The 20,883-nt window shown below is 64.8% G+C and carries 21 protein-coding genes; 11 read left to right on the top strand and 10 right to left on the bottom strand.

Features of this window, described 5'->3' with window-relative positions:
* The first annotated feature begins 488 nt into the window (after window positions 1–488).
* Complete coding sequence (locus EXV95_RS02710) at window positions 489–1,460, top strand: IS481 family transposase (protein WP_176885717.1); 972 nt, start codon at window positions 489–491, stop codon at window positions 1,458–1,460.
* A 26-nt stretch (window positions 1,461–1,486) separates the two neighbouring features.
* On the opposite strand, the gene EXV95_RS25115 is transcribed toward EXV95_RS02710, so the two are convergent.
* The 10 genes from EXV95_RS25115 to EXV95_RS02665 all read right to left on the bottom strand — a co-directional run bounded on the left by EXV95_RS25115 (window position 1,487) and on the right by EXV95_RS02665 (window position 10,458).
* Window positions 1,487–1,756, bottom strand: a complete 270-nt coding sequence (locus EXV95_RS25115) for a hypothetical protein (RefSeq protein WP_370460176.1) — start codon at window positions 1,754–1,756, stop codon at window positions 1,487–1,489.
* A gap of 278 nt (window positions 1,757–2,034) precedes the next feature.
* A complete protein-coding gene (locus EXV95_RS02705) occupies window positions 2,035–3,006 on the bottom strand; it encodes an IS30 family transposase (RefSeq protein WP_176885716.1) in 972 nt (323 codons plus the stop codon).
* A 123-nt stretch (window positions 3,007–3,129) separates the two neighbouring features.
* Window positions 3,130–3,345: a molybdopterin-binding protein gene (locus tag EXV95_RS02700; protein ID WP_055393898.1), complete on the bottom strand. Its 216-nt coding sequence runs from the start codon at window positions 3,343–3,345 to the stop codon at window positions 3,130–3,132.
* A gap of 78 nt (window positions 3,346–3,423) precedes the next feature.
* Window positions 3,424–4,233 (bottom strand): ATP-binding cassette domain-containing protein, encoded by an 810-nt coding sequence (locus EXV95_RS02695; RefSeq protein ID WP_176885715.1) that lies wholly within the window; start codon window positions 4,231–4,233, stop codon window positions 3,424–3,426.
* 198 nt (window positions 4,234–4,431) lie between these two features.
* On the bottom strand, window positions 4,432–5,295 hold the full coding sequence (gene ssuC / locus EXV95_RS02690) for an aliphatic sulfonate ABC transporter permease SsuC (protein WP_121419847.1): 864 nt from the start codon (window positions 5,293–5,295) through the stop codon (window positions 4,432–4,434).
* 23 nt (window positions 5,296–5,318) lie between these two features.
* On the bottom strand, window positions 5,319–6,497 hold the full coding sequence (ssuD, locus tag EXV95_RS02685) for an FMNH2-dependent alkanesulfonate monooxygenase (RefSeq protein WP_176885714.1): 1,179 nt from the start codon (window positions 6,495–6,497) through the stop codon (window positions 5,319–5,321).
* Window positions 6,498–6,536: 39 nt separating this feature from the next.
* Window positions 6,537–7,556: a sulfonate ABC transporter substrate-binding protein gene (locus EXV95_RS02680; RefSeq protein ID WP_176885713.1), complete on the bottom strand. Its 1,020-nt coding sequence runs from the start codon at window positions 7,554–7,556 to the stop codon at window positions 6,537–6,539.
* A gap of 33 nt (window positions 7,557–7,589) precedes the next feature.
* Window positions 7,590–8,564 (bottom strand): sulfonate ABC transporter substrate-binding protein, encoded by a 975-nt coding sequence (locus EXV95_RS02675; protein ID WP_176885712.1) that lies wholly within the window; start codon window positions 8,562–8,564, stop codon window positions 7,590–7,592.
* A 167-nt stretch (window positions 8,565–8,731) separates the two neighbouring features.
* Entirely contained in the window at window positions 8,732–9,322 is a 591-nt protein-coding gene (ssuE, locus tag EXV95_RS02670) for an NADPH-dependent FMN reductase (protein ID WP_176885711.1), read from the bottom strand.
* Between the two features lie 113 nt (window positions 9,323–9,435).
* Entirely contained in the window at window positions 9,436–10,458 is a 1,023-nt protein-coding gene (locus EXV95_RS02665) for a sulfate ABC transporter substrate-binding protein (protein WP_176885710.1), read from the bottom strand.
* Window positions 10,459–10,617: 159 nt separating this feature from the next.
* Between EXV95_RS02665 and EXV95_RS02660 the strand changes: the two genes are divergently transcribed.
* The 10 genes from EXV95_RS02660 (at window position 10,618) to EXV95_RS02615 (ending at window position 20,821) form a co-directional block, all read left to right on the top strand.
* Window positions 10,618–10,890, top strand: a complete 273-nt coding sequence (locus tag EXV95_RS02660; protein WP_010461281.1) for an oxidative damage protection protein — start codon at window positions 10,618–10,620, stop codon at window positions 10,888–10,890.
* Window positions 10,891–10,906: 16 nt separating this feature from the next.
* Window positions 10,907–12,877 carry an FAD-dependent 5-carboxymethylaminomethyl-2-thiouridine(34) oxidoreductase MnmC gene (mnmC, locus tag EXV95_RS02655; RefSeq protein WP_176885709.1) on the top strand — a complete coding sequence of 657 codons (1,971 nt, stop codon included), beginning with the start codon at window positions 10,907–10,909 and terminating at the stop codon, window positions 12,875–12,877.
* A gap of 113 nt (window positions 12,878–12,990) precedes the next feature.
* On the top strand, window positions 12,991–13,794 hold the full coding sequence (locus EXV95_RS02650) for a sulfite exporter TauE/SafE family protein (protein ID WP_055393880.1): 804 nt from the start codon (window positions 12,991–12,993) through the stop codon (window positions 13,792–13,794).
* Between the two features lie 29 nt (window positions 13,795–13,823).
* Window positions 13,824–15,608: a nitrite/sulfite reductase gene (locus EXV95_RS02645; RefSeq protein ID WP_176885708.1), complete on the top strand. Its 1,785-nt coding sequence runs from the start codon at window positions 13,824–13,826 to the stop codon at window positions 15,606–15,608.
* Between the two features lie 192 nt (window positions 15,609–15,800).
* On the top strand, window positions 15,801–16,196 hold the full coding sequence (locus EXV95_RS02640; RefSeq protein ID WP_370460173.1) for a DUF934 domain-containing protein: 396 nt from the start codon (window positions 15,801–15,803) through the stop codon (window positions 16,194–16,196).
* A 25-nt stretch (window positions 16,197–16,221) separates the two neighbouring features.
* The gene (locus tag EXV95_RS02635; RefSeq protein WP_055393876.1) at window positions 16,222–16,845 is read left to right on the top strand and encodes a phosphoadenosine phosphosulfate reductase family protein; all 624 of its coding nucleotides are present in this window, start codon (window positions 16,222–16,224) and stop codon (window positions 16,843–16,845) included.
* 19 nt (window positions 16,846–16,864) lie between these two features.
* Entirely contained in the window at window positions 16,865–17,833 is a 969-nt protein-coding gene (gene cysD / locus EXV95_RS02630; protein WP_176885707.1) for a sulfate adenylyltransferase subunit CysD, read from the top strand.
* Entirely contained in the window at window positions 17,833–19,197 is a 1,365-nt protein-coding gene (locus EXV95_RS02625) for a sulfate adenylyltransferase subunit 1 (protein WP_176885706.1), read from the top strand. Before cysD ends, EXV95_RS02625 begins: the two co-directional genes overlap by 1 nt.
* A gap of 114 nt (window positions 19,198–19,311) precedes the next feature.
* The gene (gene fdxA, locus EXV95_RS02620; protein WP_055393870.1) at window positions 19,312–19,641 is read left to right on the top strand and encodes a ferredoxin FdxA; all 330 of its coding nucleotides are present in this window, start codon (window positions 19,312–19,314) and stop codon (window positions 19,639–19,641) included.
* A gap of 124 nt (window positions 19,642–19,765) precedes the next feature.
* Window positions 19,766–20,821, top strand: a complete 1,056-nt coding sequence (locus tag EXV95_RS02615; protein ID WP_176885705.1) for an NAD(P)/FAD-dependent oxidoreductase — start codon at window positions 19,766–19,768, stop codon at window positions 20,819–20,821.
* The last annotated feature ends 62 nt before the right edge of the window (window positions 20,822–20,883 follow it).

Raw genomic sequence — 20,883 nt, 5'->3', positions numbered from 1 at the left:
TCTTCTTTGCCGCCGCTCGCGCGACAGCCGCTGCGTGGAGCAGCGCAGCCAAGGCGGCAAAAGTGCAAAGAAGGAGGGTTGTCATGCGGCTGAGTCTAAGCCGCGTAGGCGGTTTTGGGCTGAATGGCCCCAGGGTTCTTGCCAGATAGCAGGCGCAGAATACTCATTTTTTGATAGCTGCTAGCGATTACCCATCAAGCGCTGGGGCTCTATTCGAACCATATCTCCAACGGGTGTGTCGTGTCACGGAGGGCATCGTGCTGCGACAGTACCTCGCCGCGCAGCTGATGGTTGCCTGTGTTGCCTATGTCGACAGCAGGCCTCGCGGACCACGGTCGCAGCCTCCCGGCCAGGAGGATCTCAACACGGTGTGCTAGGTGTCGCATCCCGGACGATTGCATAGACTCCAAACGCTATCCACTCTTCATGGCGCGAGCGGTTCTAAAGGAGTTGATAGAGTCCTTGCAATCCACCCAGGGAGTGAAGCCATGTTGATAGCCCTGCACAAGAACGCCCGCACCACGCCCGCCGTGCGTGCCGAGATCGCAGCCAGCGATGAACCAGCCAGCGTCCTGGCCCAGCGCTTTGGGATCACTGAGCAGACGGTCTACAAGTGGAAGAAGCGTTCCGTCTTTGCAGACCGCTCTCACACTGCCCACCACCTGCAGACCGTGCTTACGCCAGCACAAGAAACAGTGGTGGTTCACTTGCGGCGTACCTTGCTGCTGCCTTTGGATGACCTGCTGGCCGTGACACGGGAGTTCATCTGTCCCCATGTCTCGCGCTCCGGGCTGGACAGGTGCTTGCGCCGCCATGGAGCGGGCAACCTCAATGCTCTAAAGCCCCAGCAGCCTGCGCTGGCCTACAAGACCTTCAAGAGCTACGAGCCAGGCTACGTGCACATGGACGTGAAGTACCTGCCCCAGATGCAGGATGAGAGCAGCCGGCGCTACCTGTTCGTGGCTATCGATAGGGCCACGCGTTGGGTGTTTGTGCAGCTCAAGTCCAACAAGACCGCCGCCAGTGCACAGGCCTTCCTCAAGGCGTTGCACAAGGCCTGTCCGATCAGGATCAACAAGCTGTTGACCGACAACGGCAAAGAGTTCACGGACCGTCTGTTTGCCAGCCGGGAACGCGAACCCAGCGGCAACCATGAATTCGATCAACTGTGCCAGGAGTTAGGCATCGAGCACCGACTGACCAAGCCCAGAACACCCAGAACCAACGGCATGGTGGAGCGATTTAACGGCCGCATTGCGGACGTTCTGAAGACCCACCGATTCAACAGCCGCGAAGACATGGAGCAGACCTTGTTGCGCTATGTGGCGTTGTACAACCACCAGCTACCGCAGTCAGCGCTCAAGAGCAGTACGCCGATGCAGGCGATGAAAGAGTGGTACCAGACCCACCCGCACCTGTTTCTCAAGCGACCATATGATCGTCCGGGATGCGACAGCTAGGTCCTTTCCAGAGCCAAAAAACCTGGTTATTGCGTATTGCCGTGGTAGATGCTCGGGCAATACCGCTCCATCAGAGATTGCGGCTTCAGCGGAGGTGTGAAGCCGAATTGCGCATACAGACCATGTGCGTGACCCGTCGCCAGACTGAAGCGCCGAAGATCTTGCAAGTGCAGGTCCGCCAAGACGGGACCCAGGATGGCCTTGCTGTATCCGTTACCTCTGTGGCCAGGCAAGACGAAAGCATCCAAAAGGTTTGCGAAGGTGGCTAAATCAGAGACAACTCGCGCAAAAGCCACTTGCCTATCGCCAACGAACCCGCCGAAGCAAAGGGAATTGTCAATCGCCCGCTGAACAAGAGGGCGAGGAACCCCTCAGGCCCAACTGGAGTGCTTACTGAGGAACTCGTGAATCAGCGAGACATCGAGTTCTGACTTGTTCGTAGTGATACGCAGCATCATGTATTTGCTCAAGCGAATAGCGTCTACCAAATGTAAGCGCGTCTCAGGAAAACTCTCGTTTTTATAGCTACCAGCGCTTACCCACCAAGCGCTGGAGCCGAATTTCATTGGCGGTTTCAACAACGAAGTGCGCCAGTACCCAGTGTAAGTGGGCTCACTTTGTAGCCATGGAACACCTCATGCGGAGTCTTCCAGCCCAAGCATCTGCGGGGTCGGTGGTTGAGCCGGTACACGGCTTGGAGCACCTGCTCTTCGCTGGCCGTGCCCAGATCGCTGCCCTTGGGGAAGTAGTGGCGTAGCAGCCCATTGTGGTTCTCGTTGAGCCCCCGCTGCCAGGGGCTGTGCGGATCGGCGAAGTACACCTTCGTCTTCAGGCGTCTATGCACCCACCTGTGCTCGGCGAATTCCTTGCCGTTGTCCAGCGTGAGGGTGTGGCGGTGCTTGGGATGGTGCCTGAGCATTTCGATGATGGCCTGGCCCACCGGCTCGGCCTGGCGCCGCTGCACATGCTGCGCCAGTGTGTAGCGCGAGCGTCGCTCGGTCAGGGTCACCAGCCCTGCCAGTCCACCCGCACCTGAGACGATGGTGTCCCCCTCCCAGTCACCCAGGCGCGCTCGCTTGTCCACAATGGCGGGGCGCTGTGCGATACCCACGCGATCGCGCAGTTGCCCCGCACCCGAATGTGCCTTGCGTCGGCGCTGGCCGCAACGCAGGCGCGGTGCAGCTTGTCCCATGCGGCGCAGCCGGTTGTAGATGCAGGTGTGGCTGATGCGCAGGCGCTTTTCCAGCCCCAGGCGGGCGGCGGCCTGCTGAGGTGACAGATCCAGCTGCAGATACGACAGCACCAACTCCCACTGGGCATCGTCAAAGCGCTGAGCGTTGGTCTGACCACTTTGGCGCGCAAGAGCCTGTTGATGGGCGCTGTGGGCTTGGTACGCCGTGCTGGCGCCGCTGTTGCGCCTGATCTCGCGGGCAATGGTGCTGCGGTGGCGCCCCAGGCGCAGGGCTGTCTGTGTGATCGACAGCCCCACGTCGCGAAGGCATTGGATTTGGTAACGTTCGCTTTGGCTCAGATGGGTGTAGTTCATGGTGCACTTGGGTTGACTGGCAGGTCACACAAGTCATCTTCACTTACTTGTCTGGGCCTACCTTTTGGCAACGTGCACTTCGTTGTTTAAACCGCCATTCAAATTTTCCGTACGACGGTTGCCTCACAGCTTCGCAATCGACACCTCCGTGGACTTGACCAGCGCGACCACATCGGAGCCGACGATGAGGCCCAGGTCGTCCACCGAGCGGGTGGTGATGACCGAGGTGACGACGCCCCAGGGCGTCTCGACATCGACCTCGGAGACGACGTCGCCACGAATGATTTCGCGGACCTTGCCCTTGAACTGGTTGCGTACGTTGATGGCTTGAATGGACATGGGGTTCTCCTTGAATAGTCCGTTGAAAAAGAGGTCAGTGAAAGAAAAACAAGCAAACGAAAAGAGAGAGAAAAAAAATCAGACCGCCCAGCGCAAACCATGCGCAGGCACGCCGGGCCAGGAAACCTCGTGCGCAGGCTCCCCATCGGGCTTTTGCAGCACCCGGTCGAGGATGCGTTTTTCGATGGCGGCAAACGCGGCGTCGCCATGTGAACGCGGGCGTGGCAAGTCGATGCGCTGGTCCAGCGCGATCTGGCCGTCTTCGATCAGGATCACGCGGTCGGCCAGGGCCACGGCCTCTTGCACGTCGTGGGTGACCAGCAGGGCGGTGAAGCCGCTGCTGCGCCACAGACCTTCGATGAGGCGGTGCATCTCAATGCGCGTGAGCGCATCCAGCGCACCCAGCGGTTCGTCGAGCAGCAAGAGGCGCGGGTTGTGCACCAGCGCACGCGCCAGGGCCACGCGCTGGCGCTGGCCGCCCGACAGGCGCGCTGGCCACTCGGTCAACCGATCGCCCAGGCCCACGCGCGCCAGCACGTCGGCGGCTGCACCACGCTGTGCGGGCGGCAGGCCCAGGGCCACGTTGTCGGCCACGCGCTTCCAGGGCAGCAGGCGCGAGTCCTGGAACATGATGCGGGTGTCGCCGCTCAGGCCGCTGATGTCTTTTCCGTCAAGGCGGATCGCGCCGCCCGAGACGGATTCGAGCCCCGCCACCAGGCGCAGCAGCGTGCTCTTGCCGCAGCCGCTGCGGCCCACGATGGCGACGAACTGGCCGGGTTCGATGACCAGTTCGGTCTTCTTGAGCACGTCGCGCGTGCCGTAACACTTGTCGACGCCGCGCACTTCCAGGCGCACACCTTGGGGTTGTGGAGATGAATTAATGGTCAAAATGGCCTCCTGCGCTTATCTATCAGGCGCTAGCAGCTATAAAAATGAGAGTAATTGGGCGCGGTGGCTGCACTGGGCGCGACTCAATGCGAGGGACGCCGCGCAAGGGCCGCCCCGCCGCGCTGGCGTCGTCCCCCTTCCCGAATCGCGTAGCGATTTGAGAGAAGGGGGAAGCCGCGTAGCGGCTCAGGGGGATGCTCATGCTTGGTATCCGGGATGCCACCTCAGCCAGTAGCGCTCCAACCCCTTGGCGAAGACGTCGGCCAGCTTGCCCAGCAGCGCATACAGCAGGATGCCCACCAGCACGATGTCGGTCTGCAGGAACTCCCGCGCATTCATCGTGAGGTACCCAATGCCCGCCTGCGCCGAGATGGTTTCGGCCACGATGAGGATCACCCACATCAGCCCCAGCGAAAAACGCAGCCCCACCAGGATGCTGGAGAGCGCCCCGGGCAGGATGATCTGCCGGTAGAGCTGCCAGCGGCCAAGGCCATAGGTGCGGCCCATCTCGATCAGCCCCGGGTCCACATTGCGGATGCCGTGAAAGGTGTTGAGGTAGATGGGGAAGAACACCGACACGCTGATGAGGAACAGCTTGGCCGATTCGTCGATGCCGAACCACAGGATCACCAGCGGGATCAGCGCCAACGCAGGAATGTTGCGCACCATCTGGATGGTGGAGTCGAGCAGCGTTTCGAACAGCTTGACCGAGCCGGTGAGCAGGCCCAGCGCCAGGCCCAGGCCGCCGCCAACGGCAAGCCCGGCCAGCGCGCGGCCCGCGCTGACCTGGACGTGGGTCCACAGCTCGCCCGAAGCGGCCAGCGTCCACGCGGCCTTGACGACCTCCAGCGGTGCAGGCAACACGCGGGTAGACAACCAGCCCAGTGACGATGCGATTTGCCACAGCGCGATGAGGCCGATGGGCACGGCCCAGGGCAACAGGCGCTGTGCGACGCTGGCGAGAAAGCGGGCCACGGGTGCGGGCAAAAACGGCCCTTCGATGGGCAGGTCCACGGCGTCGGCCACCGGGGATACCTGCAGTTCTCTTGCAGTGTGTGTCATGGAGAGTTCCGGTTCGGGGCAAATCAGCTTTGCGACGCGCGCGGCACAAAGTCGTTGGCCACGGTTTCGCCAAACGGGTCCAGCGGGTTGCCAAACAAGGGGTTGCCGCTGGCCAGCTGGTTGCGCAGCGGCAGGGGCAGCAGCGGGAACACCAGCTCGGCAAAGCGGTAGGCCTCGTCCAGGTGCGGGTAGCCCGACAGCACGAAGGTGTCGAGCCCCAGCGCTGCGTATTCCTCAATGCGCGCAGCCACCGTCTGCGGGTCGCCCACCAGGGCGGTGCCTGCACCGCCACGCACCAAGCCCACGCCAGCCCACAGGTTAGGGCTGATCTCCAGGTCCTTGCGACTGCGCTTGGCGCCGCCCGCATGAAGGGACGCCATGCGGCGCTGGCCTTCGGAATCCATGCGCGCAAACACGGCCTGGGCGCGCACCACGGTGTCGTCGGTCACATGGCTGATGAGTTCTTTGGCAGCGGTCCAGGCTTGCTCGTCGGTCTCGCGCACGATGACGTGCAGGCGGATGCCGAAGTTGACGGTGCGGCCGTGTTTGGCGGCACGGGCGCGCACGTCGGCCACCTTTTTGGCGACCTCGGCGGGTGGCTCGCCCCAGGTGAGATATGTCTCAACCTGCTCGGCCGCCAGGTCGTGGGCCGCGTCAGACGAGCCACCAAAGTACACCGGCGGATGCGGCTGTTGCAGCGGCGGGAAGAGCAGCTTGGCGCCCTTGACCGACAGGTGCTGGCCTTCAAAGTCCAGCGATTCGCCCCGGTGGCTGCGCGCCAGAATTTCGCGCCAGATGCGGATGAACTCGGCCGATTGCTCGTAGCGCGTGGCGTGGTCCAGAAACACGCCGTCGCCCTCCAGCTCGGCCTTGTCGCCACCGGTCACCAGGTTGACGAGCAGGCGCCCACCCGAGAGCCGGTCGAACGTGGCCGCCATGCGTGCAGCCAGCGCGGGCTGGTGCAGGCCGGGGCGCACGGCCACCAGAAACTTGAGGTTGCGTGTGACGGGCAGCAGGCTCGACGCCACCACCCAGGGGTCTTCGCACGAGCGGCCGGTAGGGATGAGCACGCCTTCATAGCCCAGGCTGTCGGCCGCCACCGCGACCTGCTTGAGGTAGTCGTGGTTGAGCTGGCGCGCACCCTTGGCCGTGCCAAGGTAACGGCTGTCGCCGTGGGTAGGAATGAACCAGAAAATTTTCATGAATGAATGCCTCGGGGATGGGGGCTTGTTTGGTTTTTTTCAGGGCCGGGCCGTTGCAGACGCCAGCTGCGCTGCCGCTGGCCGCCACACGATGTCGGCCACGTTCACGGGCTTGGGGATCAGGCCGAGCTTGAAAAACGCATCGGCCACGCGCTGCTGGTCGGCCACGGTGGCGGGCGAGAGAAGCCCCACGGGAGACGAGGGGCGGCGCTGGATGAACAGGCTGACCACACCCGCGTCCAGGCCGCTGAAGTCTGAAATGAGCTTGATCGCGTCCTTGCGCGCCTCTTGCGCCAGGCGGTCGGCGCGGCTGAGTTCTTCAAACAGCACGCGCAGCACCTGCGGGTGGGCTTGCACAAACGGGCGGGCCGCCAGGTAGAACGAGTTGTTGCTGCTGGCTAGGTCGCGCCCCGTGGCCAGCACGCGCGGCTGGACGGCCAGCTCGGTGGCGGCGTAGAACGGGTCCCAGATGGCCCAGGCGTCCACGCTCTTGCGCTCGAACGCGGCGCGCGCATCGGCCGGGGTCAGGTACACGGGCTGGATGTCGGCCCACTGCAGGCCCGCGCGCTCCACGGCGCGCACCAGCAGGTAGTGGGCGCTGCTGCCTTTTTGCACGGCAATGCGGCGGCCTTTGAGGTCGGCCAGGGTGCGCAGGGGCGAGTCCTTGAGCACCAGCAGGGCCGAGCTGTCGGGCTTGGGCGGCTCGGCGCCCACGTAGAGCAGGTCTTTGCCAGCGGCCTGCGCAAACACGGGGGGCGAGTCGCCCGTCAGGCCGAATTCGAGGCTGCCGACCGACAGCGCTTCGAGCAATTGCGGCCCGGCCGGAAACTCCAGCCAGCTCACGCGGGTGCCGGGGAAGCGTTTCTCCAGCACACCCTGCTGCTTGAGGATGACCAGGTTGACGGCCGACTTCTGGTAGCCGATGCGCAGTTGCTCGGGGCCTGGCACGGCGGGGCTTTGGGCGTGGCCGTAGCGGCTGGCCAAGGTCCAGTGGAAGGCGGTGACGCCCAGCAGTTGCAGCGCGCGGCGGCGCTCGTTGCTCAAGGGAAGGTGGGTCATGGCGACTCCTTGCAGTGCTGTGTGAGCCCGCCCTCAAAGGTCCACCGGCGCGGCGTGCAGCAGGTTGAGCTTTTTGGGGATGAGCTTGAGGTCGAAGAAGGTGTCGGCAATCGCCTGCTGCTCGGCCAGGATCTCGCGCGTGACGGGCGCGGTGCCGAAGCGGGCGCGGCTCAGGTACAGGTCGGTGATGGATTTTTCCAGGCCCAGCACGGCTGACAGCTCGGCCGCAGCGGCGTCCTTGTTCTTGGACACCCAGGTGTCGATGGCATTGACCTCTTCGATGGCGATGCGCAGCACGTCGGCGTTCTTGGTGGCGAAGTCGCGCGAGGTGAAGTAGTAGGCGCGGTTGTTGACCACACCCGAGGCATCGACCAGCAGGCGAGCGTCGAGTTGCTTCTGCGCGGCGGCCAGGAACGGGTCCCAGATGATCCAGGCATCGATCGCGCCGCGTTCGAACGCGGCACGCGCGTCGGCCGGGGCCAGGAAGATGGATTGCACGTCGCCGTATTTCAGGCCGTGCTTCTCCAGCAGCTTGACCAGGAAATACTGCACATTGGAGCCCTTGTTGTAGGCCACGCGCTTGCCCTTGAGGTCGGCCACGTTGCGGATGGGCGAACTGCTGGGAACGATCACGGCCTCCAGCGCAGGGCGCGGCACGGTGGCACCGGCATAGACCAGCGGGGCGCCTGCCGCCTGGGCAAAGATGGGCGGGGCTTCGCCCACGTCGCCAAAGTCGATGGAGCCGACGTTGAGGGCTTCAAGCTGCACGGGGCCTGCGTTGAATTCGGTCCAGGTCACCTTCACACCCAGCGGGGCCAAGCGCTTTTCGAGCGTGCCACGGCCCTTCAGGATGGAGAGCCAGCCCTTTTGGTGGCCTACGCGCAGCACGCGAGGCGCGCCAGAGGCCTGGGCCCAAGAGGTGGCAGGGAGCGCCGCCGCAGCGGCGGTGGCAGCACTGGCGGCCAGCAGGTGGCGGCGTTGCAGGGAAAAGCGGTTCAGTTCGTTCATGGTGCGGGTTCCAGCAGCAAATCAGGGGGAGGGAGCACCGGGCGGGCTGGCAACAGGCGGCACACCGCCCTGCCCGCGCAACCGGCGCAGCAAAAATCAAAAAAGAAAATGAAGAGGAAAGGAAGGTGGCGCTGGCACTGCGGGCCTGCCGCAGCGCCGGGCCTGCGTCAGACGCTACATCGCACCTGCGAGAACGGCACCGGCGCAAACCGCGTGGCCTGGGCGGGCGATGGGCGCAGGGTTTCGGTCACAAGCACATTCACCGCGTCGTCCAAGCGGGCCGCAATGTCGGCCTGCACGTGGTAGCTGCCCTCGGGCGTGAGCGTGACCTGGGCGTCGGTGGCGTAGATGCCGGGCAGGATGCTCTTGGCGCCCAGCGACTGCAGCACGGGGCGCAGCGCATAGTCCAGCGCCAGCATGTGGTGCGGGCTGCCGCCCGTGGCCAGGGGCAGCACGGTCTTGCCCTTGAGTGCGGTTTGCGGCAGCAGATCCAGAAACACCTTGAGCACACCGCTGTACGCCGCCTTGTAGACCGGGGTGGCCACCACCAGCACGCTGGCGTCGGCCACCTGGTCGATGGCATGCACCACCGTGGGGTGCCCAAAGTCGGCCAGCAGCAGCGCCTGGGACGAGAGGTCGCGGATGTGGATGCGATCCACCAGCGCACCACGCACCGAGAGGCGCTGGGCCACGGCATCCAGCAAGGCGGCGGAGCGGGAACGCTCGGAGGGGCTACCAGCGATGAGAAGAGCGGACATAAGAGAGGATTCCAGAGGGCGTGGTCAGACCAGCGCCACCCTGGATCCGGCTTCGCCGGTCCAGCGGTGGCGCCCCTTGAGGGGAGGCGGCCGAAGGCCGCTTCGGGGTGAGCCTATTTTTTGGTGTAGATCTGGTCAAAGCTGGCGTTGTCCGCAAAATGCTCCTTGGCCGCCTTGTCCCAGCCACCAAACGCGTCGTTGATGGTGAACAGGTTCAGCTTGGGGAACTGCTTGGCGTACTTGGCCTTGGCCTTGTCAGACACGGCGGGGCGGTAGAAGTGCTTGCCCGCAATGTCCTGGCCTTCTTCGGTGTAGAGGTACTGCAGATAGGCCTCGGCCACGGCGCGGGTGCCCTTCTTGTCCACGTTCTTGTCCACCACGGTCACGGCGGGCTCGGCCAGGATGGAGATGGAGGGCGCGATCACATCGAACTTGGCGCCGAACTCCTTGTCCAGCAGGTAGGCCTCGTTCTCCCAGGCGATCAGCACGTCGCCCTGATTGCGCTGCGCGAAGCTGATGGTGGAGCCGCGCGCGCCGGTGTCCAGCACGGGCACGTTGCCATACAGCTTGGCCACAAAGTCCTTGGCCTTGGCGTCACCGCCGTATTTGCGCTTGGCGAATTCCCACGCGGCCAGGTAGTTCCAGCGCGCGCCGCCCGAGGTCTTGGGGTTGGGCGTGATCACCTTCACATCGGGGCGCACCAGGTCGTCCCAGTCCTTGATGCCCTTGGGGTTGCCCTGGCGCACCACGAGCACGATGGTCGAGGTGTAGGGCGAGCTGTTGTGTGGCAGGCGCTTTTGCCAGTCCTTGGGGATCCAGCCGCCATTGGTGTGCAGCGCATCGGTGTCGCCCGCCAGGGCCAGCGTGGCCACGTCGGCGTCCAGCCCGTCGATGATGGAACGCGCCTGCTTGCCCGAGCCGCCGTGGCTTTGCTTGATGGTCACGTCCTGCCCGGTCTTGGCCTTCCAGTGCTTGGCAAAGGCCTGGTTGAAATCCACGTACAGCTCGCGGGTCGGGTCGTACGACACATTGAGCAGCGTCACAGACTGTGCAAACGACGGCAATGCCGTCAGGGCCAAACTGCCCACCAGGGCGGCGGCGAAGGGAAACTTGATAAAGTCGCGGCGAAAGTTCATGGAAGGGCCTCTTTTGTGAATGTGTTGCGGTGCAAAACACCGATGGAACGCATTCTGGAAGGCCCTCTTCAAAACTGGAACTACTGAGATTTCAGTTCTTAATATCCAAATCATCTGAGCGAAGCCTTTTTTCGCTCCCCCCCACTACAAGGAATTCCCATGGCACGCACCGTTCAATGCATCAAGCTCGGCAAGGAAGCCGAAGGCCTCGACTTTCCGCCCTACCCCGGCGAGCTGGGCAAACGCATCTGGGAAAGCGTGAGCAAGGAAGCCTGGGCCGGCTGGCTCAAGCACCAGACCATGCTGGTGAATGAAAACCGCCTGAACCTGGCCGATGCGCGCGCCCGCCAGTACCTGGCGCGGCAGATGGAAAACCATTTCTTTGGCGGCGGCGCAGACGCTGCGGCCGGTTACGTGCCCCCCAGCGCCTGACCCCTTTTCTCTCTCGATGTCCGAGCCTGTTGACTGGCTGCCGGACGGCACCCCTTACAGCCCCCGCTTCGGCGACCGCTATCACAGTGAAAACGGCGGCCTCACCCAGGCCCGCCGGGTGTTTCTGCACGGCTGTGGCCTACCCGAGGCCTGGGCGGGGCAGCCGCAATGGCGCATTCTGGAGACCGGGTTTGGCTTTGGCCTGAACTTCCTGGTGACCTGGGCCGCCTGGCGGGCCGACCCCGCGCGGCCCACGCTGCTGCATTTCGTATCGACAGAAGCCTGGCCCGTGAGTGCAGCCGATCTGCTGCGTGCCACCTTGGTCCACCCTGAGCTGGCCCCGTTGGCAGAAGCACTGCACCAGCAATGGTGGGGCCTGCTGCCGGGCGTGCACCGCCTGCGTTTTGATGACGGCCGGGTGCTGCTCACCCTGTATGTGGGCGACACGCAGGCCATGCTGCGCCAGCAGAACCTGGTGGTGGATGCCGTCTACCTCGACGGCTTCAGCCCCCAGCGCAACCCCGAAAGCTGGGACCTGCACACCCTGAAGGCCGTAGCGCGCTGTTGCCGTCGCGGTACACAGCTCGCCACCTGGACCATCGCACGCGCTGTGCGCGATGCACTGGCGCAATGTGGCTTTGAAGTGGCCCGTGTGCCCGGCGTGCCGCCCAAACGCGACAACCTGCACGCCACCTTCAACCCGCGCTGGGAGCCACGCACCACGCGCCAGCCTGCGGTGGCGCCCGAACCCGCCCTGCCCGGCCCCTCCATCGTGATCGGCGGCGGCATTGCAGGCGCCGCCGCCGCCGCCAGCCTGGCCCGGCGCGGCTGGCAGGTCACAGTGCTGGACCAGGCCCCCGAGCCCGCCGCAGGCGCATCGGCCCTGCCCGCCGGGGTGTTTGCGCCCCATGTGTCGCCCGACGACAGTGTGCTGTCGCGCCTGTCGCGCAGCGGCATCCGCACCACGCTGGAGCAGGCGCGCTGGCTGCTGAGCGAGGGCGTGGACTGGGACCCTTGCGGCGTGCTGGAGCATCGCACCGATGGCACGCCCGGCCTGTCGCCCGGTTGGTGGGATGGCCCAGGCGCCGCCTGGAGCGAGCCTGCGCCCCCCGCCACCCTGGCTGCCGCCCAGCTACCGCCCGATGCCACCGCCTGCTGGCACCACCAGGCAGGCTGGGTGCGCCCGGCCCGCCTGGCCACGGCCTTGCTGGCGCAGCCCGGCATACGCTGGCAAGGCGGCCGCCAGGTGGCACAGCTACGACGTGCCGAGCCCCCCGCCGCCGATGGCCACCTGGCCACCACGGTTTGGCAGGCGCTGGACGCCCAGGGCCAGGTGCTGGCCGAGGCACCCACGGTGGTCATTGCGGCGGGCGCTGGCAGCCTGGAGCTGCTCAACCACCGCTGGCCTTTGCAGCCGGTACGGGGGCAGGTGTCGTGGGGGGACCAAGCAGACCCTGCGGCGCCGCTGCTGCCGTTTCCGGCCAACGGCAACGGCAACCTGGTGCCCCGCTTTCCGCTCGGCGGCGATGCGGGTGGCCGCCAGGGCTGGGGTTGGGTAATGGGCTCCACGTTTGAGCGGGATGTGCAGGCCCTGCCGCCCAGCGCCGCCGACGTTCAGGCGGCCCATGCCACCAACTGGGGCAAGTTGCAGGCACTGCTGCCCGCAATAGCACCGCAATTGGCGCCCGCGTTCCACCAAGCGTCGCTCGCCCCCCCCACCGCAGCGTCAGAACCCGAAGGGGGACCGGCAGCGCCGCCTGCCCTGAAAACCTGGGCCGCCGTGCGCTGCACCGCACCGGATCGCCTGCCCATCGTCGGCCCTGTGGACGCCACGGACCTTCCGGGCCTGTGGGTCAACACCGCCATGGGCGCGCGGGGGCTGACGCTGGCATTGCTGTGCGGTGAGTTGCTGGCAGCCCGCCTGCAAGGCGAACCCCTGCCGCTGGACGCCAAGCTGGCCAGGGCGCTGGGTACCGAGCGTCTGTAAACGCCGAAAACGCGTTAAAAAACCGCGCCCACACTTGCTTATAAGCAAATTGACATATCAGCAGAGCGAAACAATAGTTTGCTTCCATAAGCCTCTCCCCTACATTCGCGGCCATGCATGAATTGGCGTTTGTTTTTGCGGGCTTTGCGGTCGGGCTGATTGTGGGCCTGACCGGCGTGGGCGGTGGCTCGCTGATGACGCCGATCCTGATTTTCTTCTTTGGCATCAAGCCCCACATGGCCGTGGGGACCGACCTGCTGTTCGCGGCCTTCACCAAGATGGGCGGCACCGTCAGCCTGGCCCGCCAGCGCCTGGTGCCCTGGAAAGTTGTGGGCCAGCTTTGCGCAGGCAGCATTCCGGCCGCGTTGCTGGCGCTGTGGGCGCTCAAGGTGATGGGCCCGGCCAGCAGCACCGCGCAGCGTGTGATGACTACCACCCTGGGCTTTGCCCTGCTGCTGACGGCAGCGGCCACGCTCTATAAGGTGGTAGCGTTTTCTGCCCAGCGCCAGGCGGCCGAAGCCGCAGCCCGCAAGAGCCACACGGGCGACCCCACACGCCCTCGCCACTGGAGCCTGCCCGTGCTGATGGGTGCCGTCATCGGTACGCTGGTCACCTTTACCTCGGTGGGCGCGGGCGCCATTGGCGTCACGGTGTTGCTGCTGGTCTACCCCATGCTGCCCCTGCCGCGCATCATTGGTGCCGACATTGCGTATGCCGTGCCCCTGACTCTGGTGGCGGGCCTCGGACACGCCTCGCTCGGCTCGGTGGACTGGCCTTTGCTTGCACAATTGCTGGCTGGCTCGCTGCCGGGCATCTGGCTGGGCTCGCGCCTGGTGACCCGCACGCCCGAGCGCCTGATTCGCTCCATCCTCTCGCTGTTGCTCGCCTGGGCGGGCTTCAAACTGATCTTGATTTGAGTTGCACGCACTGAACTGCACTGACCACGATGTACCAATACACAGAATTCGACCGACAATTTGTGCAACAGCGGGCGCGGCAATTCCGTGACCAGCTCACGCGCTGGCAGACCGGCAAGCTGCCCGAAGACAACTTCCGCCCACTGCGCCTGCAAAACGGCTGGTATGTGCAGCGCTACGCCCCCATGCTGCGCGTGGCTGTGCCTTACGGTGAAATCGCAAGCCGCCAGTTGCGCGTGCTGGCCCAGATCGCCCGCGAATACGACGAACCCGAAGCGGCCGTCTTCAAGGCCGCCATGGAAGGCCAGGGCAAGCTGGGCACCACCTTCCTGCCCAAGAACTGCGCCCACTTCACCACCCGCACCAATGTGCAGTTCAACTGGATTCCGCTGTCCAAAAGTGCGGATGTGATGGACCTGCTGGCCACTGTGGACATGCACGGCATCCAGACCAGCGGCAACTGCATCCGCAACACCACCACCGATGCCCTGGCCGGCATTGCCGTGGACGAGATCGTGGACCCGCGCCCCTATGCGGAAATCATCCGCCAGTGGACCACGCTGCACCCCGAGTTCGCTTTTTTACCGCGCAAGTTCAAGATCGCCATCAGCGGTGCCAAGGACGACCGCGCCGCAACGGGCTGGCACGACGTGGGCCTGCACCTGCTCAAGAATGAGCAGGGCGAGATCGGCTTCAAGGTGTTTGTGGGCGGTGGCATGGGTCGCACGCCGGTGATTGGCACCGTGATCCGCGAGTTCCTGCCCTGGAACCAGATCATGAATTACATCGAGGCCATCGTGCGCGTGTACAACGAGCACGGCCGCCGCGACAACAAGTACAAGGCCCGCATCAAGATTTTGGTCAAGGCCGAAGGCCAGCAGTACATCGACGATGTGGAAGAAGAGTACCGCCAGATCGTCGAGATCGACGGTGGCCCCCACACCATTCCGCAGGCTGAGTTTGACCGCGTGGCCGCCTGCTTTGTGACGCCGAAGCTGGCCAACATTGCCGATGTGCCCCCCTCAGCACTGCAGGCATCGCTGGACGCCCTGGCGGCAGAGCATGTGATGTTCGGCCGCTGGCTGCAGCGCAATGTGCACCCGCACCAAAACCCGCAACTGCGCGCCGTGACACTGTCGTTCAAGCGCCCCGGCCAGTCGCCGGGTGATGCCACCAGCGAACAACTGATCGCCCTGGCTGACCTGGTGGACAAATACTCCGCCGGAGAAGCCCGCGTGACGCACGACCAGAACGTGCTGCTGCCCTGGGTGCACGCCAGCCGCCTGTTCGACCTGTGGCAAGAAGCCAAGGCCCTGGGCCTGGCCAGCGCCAACGTGCAACTGCTCACCGACATGATCGCCTGCCCCGGCGGCGACTTCTGCGCGCTGGCCAATGCCCGCTCGCTGCCGATTGCCGAGGCCATCACCCAGCGCTACCAGGATCTGGACGAGCTGGACGACATCGGCGAGATCGACCTGCACATCAGCGGCTGCATCAACAGCTGCGGCCACCACCACAGCGGCCACATCGGCATCCTGGGCGTCGATAAAGACGGCAAGGAGTGGTACCAGGTCACGCTGGGTGGCTCCGATGGTTCCGACCTGTCGGGCGCTGCCGTGGCGGGCAAGGTGATCGGCCCTTCGTTCTCGGCCGCCGAAGTGCCCGACGTGATCGAGGCGGTGCTCAGCACCTACCGCGACCTGCGCGAAAGCGGCGAGACCTTCCAGAACACCGTGCGCCGCACCGGCCTGGACCCGTTCAAGGAAGCCGCAAAGCTTGCCCGCCACAAAGACGAAACCCTGGCCACGGCCTGAGAGGCTGAAAGTCTTTTTTCTATGCCCGCCTTGCACGCCAAAACACCGCAGCTCGTCGTTGCAAATGCTCGCCATAGCCCGAGCTATGGCTGTGCTTTGCGCCTCGATCAGCGGCGTTTTGACGCACCTTTCGGGCACTGGCAAAAAACTCTCAGCCTCTGAAGCTGCCCTGCCACCGAAATCCGAACGATGATGAACCTGACACTTCTTGCATCCCACGAACACCAGCCCCCGGCGGAAGGCGACGCCCGCGTGGTGGCGCTGGCCAACGATGCCGACGCCACAGCCCTGCCGCTGGAAGGCGTGGAACGCGTGGACCTGCACTTCCCCAACTTCACCGATGGCCGTGCGTTCAGCCAGGCCTTTTTGCTGCGCCGCCGCCGTGGCTTTGCTGGCGAAATCCGCGCCACGGGTGATGTGCTGATCGACCAACTCGTGCAAATGCAGCGCACAGGCTTTAGCAGCGCGGTGCTGGCCGAGGGGGTGGATGCCGCCGATGCCCAGCGCCAGTTTGAACTGTTCCCAGGCTTCTACCAGGGCGACGCCGTCAATCCCCAGCCGCTGTTTGCCCACCGCGCCGCCGCCTGAGAACCCAACCCACAAGCCCTGCACCATGAGCCAAATCGATCTCGCACGCATCAACGCCGACCTCGGCCGCAACGCACCAGACCTGGTGGCCTGGGCGCTGGGGCTGGGCCAGCCCGCCATCGTCACCACCAACTTCCGCCCCTTCGAGGCAGTGATCCTGCACATGGTCACGCAAGTCAACCCTGATGTGCCGGTGGTGTGGATGGACAACGGCTACAACACCGAAGCCACCTACCGCTTTGCCGACGAGGTGACAAAGCAACTGGGCCTGAAGCTGCAGATCTACCTGCCACGCCGCTCACGCGCGCACCGTGAGGCCGTGGAAGGCGCCACGCCCGCGCTGGACGACCCACGCCACGCAGCCTTTACCGAAGAAGTGAAGCTGGAGCCCTTTGCCCGCGCCCTGCGCGAAACGGCCCCCAAGGTGTGGTTTACCGCACTGCGCGCCACCGACACCGCTGTGCGCGCACAGATGGACCCGGTGAGCATCAACCCTGACGGCCTGATCAAGGTGGCGCCGCTGCTGCACTGGTCGTCCAAGGATCTGCACGAATACTGCGTCAAGCACGGCCTGCCCAACAACTTTGACTACGTGGACCCCACCAAGGGCGAAGACAACCGCGAGTGCGGTTTGCATCTGGCCCACTGACTCCACTGCAGCACCGACCATGAACACCAGGACCAATACCGCGCTGCTTGAGAAAAAAACCAACGATATGAGCTACCACCTCAACAACTCGCACCTCGACGCCCTGGAAGAAGAAACCATCTTCATCCTGCGCGAAGTGGCTGCCGCCTTTGAACGCCCTGCCTTGCTGTTTTCGGGCGGCAAGGATTCGCTCGTCATGCTCAAGTGCGCCGAAAAGGCCTTTGGCACCAAGGCCAGCGGCGGCGGCATTCCCTACCCGCTGCTCATGATCGACACGGGCCACAACTTCCCCGAAGTGACGGATTTTCGCGACTTCCGCGCCAAGGAACTCGGTGCTGAACTCATCGTGCGCAATGTCGAAGACTCCATGGCACGCGGCACCGTGCGACTGGCCCACCCCGGCGAATCGCGCAACGTGCACCAGTCCGTCACGCTGCTCGAAGCGATCGAGGAATTCCGCTTTGACGCCCTGATCGGTGGCGCCCGCCGCGATGAAGAAAAGGCACGCGCCAAAGAGCGCATCTTCAGCCACCGCGACAGCTTCGGCCAATGGCAGCCCAAGGCCCAGCGCCCCGAGCTGTGGACCCTGTTCAACACCCGCCTGCAGCCCGGCGAACACTTCCGCGTGTTCCCGATCAGCAACTGGACCGAGCTGGACGTGTGGCAGTACATCGACCGCGAACAGATCGGCCTGCCCAGCATCTACTACACGCACAAGCGCCAGGTGGTGGACCGCAAGGGCCTGCTGATGCCGGTGACCGAACTGACACCGCCGCGTGAAGGCGACGTGGTCGAGACACGCGACGTGCGCTTTCGCACCGTGGGCGACATCACCTGCACCGCACCGGTGGAAAGCACCGCCGCCACCCCGGCCGAGATCGTCATCGAGACCCTGGCCGCCGACGTGAGCGAGCGCGGCGCCACCCGCATGGATGACAAGACCAGCGATGCCTCGATGGAAAAGCGCAAGAAAGACGGGTACTTCTGATGACCACTATGAATTCGATAGCTTCCAGCGCAATCCCTACAAGCGCTAGCGGCAAAAATGACCATATTTCCGCGCTCAAGTTCATCACCTGCGGCAGCGTGGACGACGGCAAGAGCACGCTGATCGGCCGCCTGCTGGTGGACAGCAAAGCCGTGCTGCAAGATCACCTGGCCGGTGTGCAGCGCCAGGGCGAGACCGACCTGGCCCTGCTGACCGACGGCCTGAGCGCCGAGCGCGAACAGGGCATCACCATCGACGTGGCCTACCGCTACTTCGCCACCGAAGAGCGCAAGTTCATCATTGGCGATGCACCCGGCCACGAGCAATACACCCGCAACATGGTCACCGCCGCCAGCAGCGCCGACGCCGCCGTGGTGCTGGTCGATGCCACCAAGCTCGACTGGAAGAACGCGGGCCTGGCCCTGCTGCCGCAAACCCGCCGCCACAGCCTGCTGGCCCACCTGCTGCGCGTGCACTCGCTGGTGTTTGCCGTGAACAAGCTCGACGCGGTGGAAGACCCCGCGCTGGCGTGGCAGCACATCCAGGGCGCGTTGCAATCCTTTGCCCAAGCGGCGGGCATCACCGTGCGCGCCATGGTGCCGGTGTCGGCCCTCAAGGGCTGGAACGTGGTGGACGCCCATGCGGGCTGGTGCGGCTATGACGGCCCCACGCTGCTTCAGGTGCTGGAAGCACTGCCCAACACCCCCGCAGACTCAGCGCTGGCACCGGCCTTCCCGGTGCAGTGGGTCGAGAAGTTCTCGTCGTCCTCCGACACCTCGCAAGGCCGCCGTGTGTTCTGGGGCCGTGTGGCTGCGGGCAGCTTTGCGCCCGGCACCGCTGTACAGATCTTCCCCAGCGGCCAGCTGGCCACCGTGGCGCAAGTGCTGGACCACGCCCGTCGCCCCACCGATGTACCCGCAGGTACCAGCGCCGGCATCATCCTGGACCGCGAGGTGGATGTCTCGCGGGGCGACTGGATTCTGGCGGCGCCTGCCGTCGCCACCCCCGCCGAAGACGACTTCGACACGCCCGCCAGCGTGCCTGCATGGCCCGCCAGCCGCGAGCTGCGCACCACGGTGGCCTGGATGGACGACGAGCCCCTGGTCGCAGGCCGCGTGTACTGGGCGCTGCACGGCCACCGCTGGGTCAAGGCCAAGGTGAAAGCCGTGGTGCACAAGCTCAACATCAACACGCTGGCCGAAGAAGCCGCCACCCAGCTGGACCCCAATGCCATCGGCCATGTCGACCTGCTGCTGCAAGAGGCGATTCCGGCCGCCCCCTTTGGCAAAGCCCGGGTGCTCGGATCGCTGATCCTGGTGGACACCGCGAGCCACAAAACGGCCGGTGCCGTGCTGGTGAACTGATCTAGATCAGCGCCCGTAACCCCAGTCACCCCATCGGGGTGAGGGACCCTGTAACCAAAGGTCGGTGAAAGCTTCTAAAATTGAGGGTTTTCACCGACCCACACAACTCCTGTCATGACCCACGTCGTCTCCGAAAACTGCATCAAGTGCAAGTACACCGATTGTGTGGACGTGTGCCCCGTGGACTGCTTCCGCGAAGGCCCGAACATGCTTGTCATCGACCCCGATGAATGCATCGACTGCGCCGTCTGCATCCCCGAATGCCCGGCCAACGCCATCTTTGCCGAAGAAGACCTGCCGGCCGACCAGATTGCTTTCATCAAGCTCAACGCCGACCTGGCCTTTGCCGACGGCTGGAAGAGCATCACCAAGCGCAAGCCCGCGCTGCCCGACGCCGACGAATGGAACGGCAAGCCGGGCAAGGTCAACGAACTAGTCAAGTGACCCCCCTGAGTCGCTTCGCGCCATCCCCGATGGGGGACGCCACCAGTGGCCTGGCAAAGCCAGTTCCACGGTGGCACAGGTCTTTGGCAGCGCTAGTTTCTGGCGCTGCGCGCGTGGCTTGGGCATGATTCAAGAAACCGACGCCGTCGTCATCGGCGCGGGCCCCGTGGGCCTGTTCCAGGTCTTCCAGCTGGGCCTGCAAGGCATCACCGCCCATGTCATCGATGCCCTGCCCCATGCAGGCGGCCAGTGCGTCGAGCTGTACGGCGACAAACCCATCTACGACATCCCGGGCATCCCCGTGTGCACCGGGCGTGAGCTGGCCGGTTTGCTGCTTCAGCAGATTGCGCCGTTCAAGACCCAGTGGCACCTGAACACGCTGGTGTCCGCACTCACCGTGCAGGCCGATGGGCGCCTGCTGGTCGAAACCTCGCAAGGTGCGCAACTGCTGGCCCGCAGCGTGTTCATTGCCGCCGGCGTGGGCGCCTTTGTGCCGCGCACGCTCAAGGTGGACGGCATCGAGCGCTTTGTGGGTACCCAGGTCCACTACCAACACCTGCCCGCGACTGCGGATGTGGCCGGGCGCCACGTCGTCGTGCACGGCGGCGACGAGCCCGCGGTGGCCCGCGCCGTGGAACTGGCCGAACAAGGCCAGGCCGCCCGCGTCAGCCTGCTGCACCGCCGCGATGTGTTCCACGCCCCGAATGCTCTGCTGCAGCGCCTGCAGCAACTGCGCGATGCGGGCCGAATCCATGTCGAGTCTGCGCAGATCACCGGCATTGAAACCGCTGGCGACCAGCTGACCGCCTTGCAGGTGGTGGACGCCGATGGCAGCACCCGCGCCCTGGCACTGGACCTGCTGGTGGCTGTGCTCGGCATCTCGCCCCGCCTCGGTCCCATTGCGGATTGGGGGTTGGCCATGGACCGCAAACAACTGTTGGTGGACACCGAGGCCTTCCGCACCAGCGTGCCCGGCATCTACGCCGTGGGCGACATCAACACCTACCCCGGCAAACGCAAGCTCATCCTGTGCGGTTTCCACGAGGCCACGCTAGCCGCCTTTGGCGCCGCCGAGGCGCTCAAGGGCGACAAGGTGGCGCTGCAATACACCACAACCAGCCCACGGCTGCACCAGTTGCTGGGTGTGGCTCCGGCGTCTGTGCCTTCCGTCAGCACGTAGTCCAGGCGAGTCGGGGCATCGTCGTTTCGTGCCCAAACGACGCGCCCAAAAATAAGCACAAA

The sequence above is a fragment of the Acidovorax sp. JMULE5 genome (assembly GCF_013376875.1).
In the GTDB taxonomy this organism is placed as follows: Bacteria; Pseudomonadota; Gammaproteobacteria; order Burkholderiales; family Burkholderiaceae_C; genus Acidovorax; species Acidovorax facilis.
Note: the sequence above shows the minus strand (reverse complement) of the source record. Positions and strands in the feature narration are given on the sequence as shown.

What these genes read in the sequence shown, in the direction of transcription:
- EXV95_RS02710 (WP_176885717.1), top strand. Translation starts at nt 489, where the DNA reads ATGTTGATAGCCCTGCACAAGAACGCCCGCACCACGCCCGCCGTGCGT.
- EXV95_RS02705 (WP_176885716.1), bottom strand. Translation starts at nt 3,006, where the DNA reads ATGAACTACACCCATCTGAGCCAAAGCGAACGTTACCAAATCCAATGC.
- EXV95_RS02700 (WP_055393898.1), bottom strand. Translation starts at nt 3,345, where the DNA reads ATGTCCATTCAAGCCATCAACGTACGCAACCAGTTCAAGGGCAAGGTC.
- ssuC (WP_121419847.1), bottom strand. Translation starts at nt 5,295, where the DNA reads ATGACACACACTGCAAGAGAACTGCAGGTATCCCCGGTGGCCGACGCC.
- ssuD (WP_176885714.1), bottom strand. Translation starts at nt 6,497, where the DNA reads ATGAAAATTTTCTGGTTCATTCCTACCCACGGCGACAGCCGTTACCTT.
- EXV95_RS02680 (WP_176885713.1), bottom strand. Translation starts at nt 7,556, where the DNA reads ATGACCCACCTTCCCTTGAGCAACGAGCGCCGCCGCGCGCTGCAACTG.
- EXV95_RS02675 (WP_176885712.1), bottom strand. Translation starts at nt 8,564, where the DNA reads ATGAACGAACTGAACCGCTTTTCCCTGCAACGCCGCCACCTGCTGGCC.
- ssuE (WP_176885711.1), bottom strand. Translation starts at nt 9,322, where the DNA reads ATGTCCGCTCTTCTCATCGCTGGTAGCCCCTCCGAGCGTTCCCGCTCC.
- EXV95_RS02665 (WP_176885710.1), bottom strand. Translation starts at nt 10,458, where the DNA reads ATGAACTTTCGCCGCGACTTTATCAAGTTTCCCTTCGCCGCCGCCCTG.
- EXV95_RS02660 (WP_010461281.1), top strand. Translation starts at nt 10,618, where the DNA reads ATGGCACGCACCGTTCAATGCATCAAGCTCGGCAAGGAAGCCGAAGGC.
- mnmC (WP_176885709.1), top strand. Translation starts at nt 10,907, where the DNA reads ATGTCCGAGCCTGTTGACTGGCTGCCGGACGGCACCCCTTACAGCCCC.
- EXV95_RS02650 (WP_055393880.1), top strand. Translation starts at nt 12,991, where the DNA reads ATGCATGAATTGGCGTTTGTTTTTGCGGGCTTTGCGGTCGGGCTGATT.
- EXV95_RS02645 (WP_176885708.1), top strand. Translation starts at nt 13,824, where the DNA reads ATGTACCAATACACAGAATTCGACCGACAATTTGTGCAACAGCGGGCG.
- EXV95_RS02640 (WP_370460173.1), top strand. Translation starts at nt 15,801, where the DNA reads ATGAACCTGACACTTCTTGCATCCCACGAACACCAGCCCCCGGCGGAA.
- EXV95_RS02635 (WP_055393876.1), top strand. Translation starts at nt 16,222, where the DNA reads ATGAGCCAAATCGATCTCGCACGCATCAACGCCGACCTCGGCCGCAAC.
- cysD (WP_176885707.1), top strand. Translation starts at nt 16,865, where the DNA reads ATGAACACCAGGACCAATACCGCGCTGCTTGAGAAAAAAACCAACGAT.
- EXV95_RS02625 (WP_176885706.1), top strand. Translation starts at nt 17,833, where the DNA reads ATGACCACTATGAATTCGATAGCTTCCAGCGCAATCCCTACAAGCGCT.
- fdxA (WP_055393870.1), top strand. Translation starts at nt 19,312, where the DNA reads ATGACCCACGTCGTCTCCGAAAACTGCATCAAGTGCAAGTACACCGAT.
- EXV95_RS02615 (WP_176885705.1), top strand. Translation starts at nt 19,766, where the DNA reads ATGATTCAAGAAACCGACGCCGTCGTCATCGGCGCGGGCCCCGTGGGC.